The sequence below is a fragment of the Flavobacterium suaedae genome, assembly GCF_014642915.1.
In the GTDB taxonomy this organism is placed as follows: Bacteria; Bacteroidota; Bacteroidia; order Flavobacteriales; family Flavobacteriaceae; genus Flavobacterium; species Flavobacterium suaedae.
This window is the reverse complement of record NZ_BMJE01000013.1, coordinates 1-2,836: the sequence shown is the minus strand read 5'-3', so window position 1 is coordinate 2,836 and position 2,836 is coordinate 1. Positions and strand designations below refer to the sequence as shown.

The following is a 2,836-nucleotide window of genomic DNA, read 5'->3' as shown; positions in this document are numbered from 1 at the left end:
TGCTTTACAATAATAAACTCCGATCTTCTGTTTTGCGCATGTTGCTCTTCAGTACAATTCGGCGCACAATCCACAGCCGGTTCCTTCTCACCGTAACCCTCACCGGATATTCTGTCTTTCGCAATACCCTTAGAGATTACATACTGCACCGTAGCCTTAGCCCTTCTTGTAGATAAGCCCTGGTTGTAACGGTCACTACCACGGTTATCAGCATACGCCTTCACCATAATAACCATTTCAGGATTATCTTTCATAACAGCCACTAACTTATCAAGCTCCGTAGCCGCCTCTCTGGTAATATTACTCTTATCAAACTCAAAATGGATTTCGTTAAGTTCTACTTTGTCTACTATTACAATCTCCTCGATAGGTTTCAGGTCAGCCGATACTTCAACTTCCTCATCATCCGTTTTCGCAATAGGGAAGCTGCTGGTCTCATAACCATCCGCACTTGCCTCAACCGTATAGGCTCTGTCACAATCAATGTGATAGGTAACCCTGCCGTCAGCACCTGCCGTTCTGGTTTCTATAACATTGTTTTTCTCATCCAGTATCGCAACTCTTGCCGCAGCAATAGCCTCTCCTGTATTCACATCTTTCACCATTACAATAGCTTCCACACCGCAAATTGGTGTTGCACTGTACAGTTTGTCAATACCGCTACGGTTACTGGCAAAGAATCCTATCTTCTTACTCTTGTTAAACGAGAAAGAGATATCATCCTGAGGTGAGTTTACAGGTGCTCCTAAGTTCATAGGCTCATCCGATGTGTCATCAAGATCAATTACATACACATCATACCCTCCAAAACCGGAACGTCCGTTAGAGGCAAAGTATAGTTTGTTATCTTCGGTTACATACGGGAAGTTTTCTCTTCCTTCGGTATTTATTTTTTTACCAAGGTTTACAGGCTCACCATAACTGTTAGCACCTTTTACTTCTACTTTCCAGATGTCTGTGTCTCCTACAGAACCTTCTCTGTCCGATACAAAGTAAAGTGTTTTACCATCATGGCTTATAGCCGGGTTACCGGTACTCCAACGCTTATCGTTAAACGGAAGCGGTTGTATGTTACCCCAGCTGTCTCCCTGCTTGGTTGCTTTGTACAGGTATACCTGTCCTATTTTAGCGTTAACGCTTTTGTCTTTCTGGTATTGCTTATTCTCTTTAAAACTCTCACTGGCAAAATACATGGTCTTACCATCAGCGGTAACCGATGCAGGACCGTCATGCCACTTACTGTTTATCCCGTCTACCGGAGTTGGCTCACTAAATGTGCCGTTGGCATTGTAAGTAGCCATATACAAATCAAGATAAGGCTGCTCATTCCAGCCGTATGTTTTACGCGATTCGTTTCGTGCACTGGTAAAATAAAGGGTATTATCATCGGTTAATACAGGACCGAACGATCCGTATTCCTCACTGTTAATATCCAGTATTTTCTCATCAAAAAGTTTACTTTGGTTACGAAGTTTCGGCAGGTAGTTAGGATCCTGCATAAAGATAACCGCACGCTGGTCATTTGGTGCCATGTTGGCAAATTTGCGCATTTGCTTGTTAGCATCTTCATAACGTCCGGCTGCTTTAAGCATTTGTGCGTAACGGTAATAGGTTTCTGCTGATGCATTCCCTGCTTCCACCGCTTTTTCATACCATTTTACAGCTTCTTTGTAATTAAATACGTTATAGTAGCTGTCAGCAAGCTGCTTGTATACATACGGGCTTGCTTTGCCGTCTTCTATCAGTTCTTTATATTCTTCTGCTGCTTCTACGTATTCAAAGCGGCCAAAGTGTTTGTCTGCAGTTTTAGTGTCGTCGTTCTGCGCCGTTACTGCCATCCCGGCGAGCATAAAACTAAGGGTAATATATAAGTTCTTCATTTTATTATGTCGCTTTTAGATTAGAAATAACGTGATGAACGTGATACTTTTTTCGGGAAGTTCACATCGAATAATAACATGATCTCATGTGAGGATGGTGTGGTTACATCCAGGTCTGATACAATGTGGTCGTATGCATAACCGATTCTCAGGTTTGGTGTGATGGCATAGTTTACCATTCCGCCAAAGCTGTCGTCTAATCTGTAGGTTGCTCCTATTTCAAATCGTTCGAAGAACAGGAAGTTAAGGGAACCGTCTACTGATGGTGATACGTCAAATGATGATTTTACCATGAATGATGGTTTCATCTTGGTGTTTTCGGATAACTGGAATACGTATCCACCGGTTAAAAAGTAGTGGGATACTTCTGATCCGAATTCGTATTCCTGACCGTTATCGGTAAGGTCAAGGTGCTTGCTTTTCAGCATGTTTGGCATAGAGAAAGCAAGGTAGTAGTTGTCGGTGTAATAGAATGCTCCTGCTCCTATGTTGAAGTAGGTGTTGTTTACGTTTTGACTGAAGGCAGGGTCTTCCGGAGAAGGTACAAAACCGTTACCGATGTCATCGTAAAGTCCTACATCGTGAAAGGTTGCTCCTGCTTTTATTCCTAAGGCTAAACGGTGCTCGCCGCCTAGTTTAAGGGTGTAGGAGAAGTCGGCGTATACGTTGGTTTCTTTTACGGGACCTATTTCATCTACGATGGCTGATAGTCCTAATCCTACGTTTTTACCTACGGGGGTGTGCCCGGAGAAGGTTCCTGTATTGGGTGCGCCTTCTATGTCTACCCACTGGGCTCTGTAGAGTAAGCCAAAGGCTAGGTGCTCTTTGCTTCCTGCATAGGCAGGGTTAATTACGTTCATGTTGTACATGTACTGGGTGTAGTGTGGGTCTTGCTGGGCAGTCATGTCCGTGAACCCTAACAACGCCAGTAAACTGGCTAAGTATAGTTTTTTCAT

At 43.3% G+C, this 2,836-nt stretch carries 2 protein-coding genes; both read right to left on the bottom strand.

Features of this window, described 5'->3' with window-relative positions:
• The coding region (locus IEW45_RS14700; RefSeq protein WP_188622030.1) for an OmpA family protein at window positions 1-1,880 on the bottom strand (1,880 nt) is incomplete at its 3' end.
• Window positions 1,881-1,900: 20 nt separating this feature from the next.
• Window positions 1,901-2,836, bottom strand: a 936-nt coding sequence (locus IEW45_RS14695; RefSeq protein WP_188622029.1) for a PorP/SprF family type IX secretion system membrane protein, incomplete at its 5' end; no start/stop codon positions are given.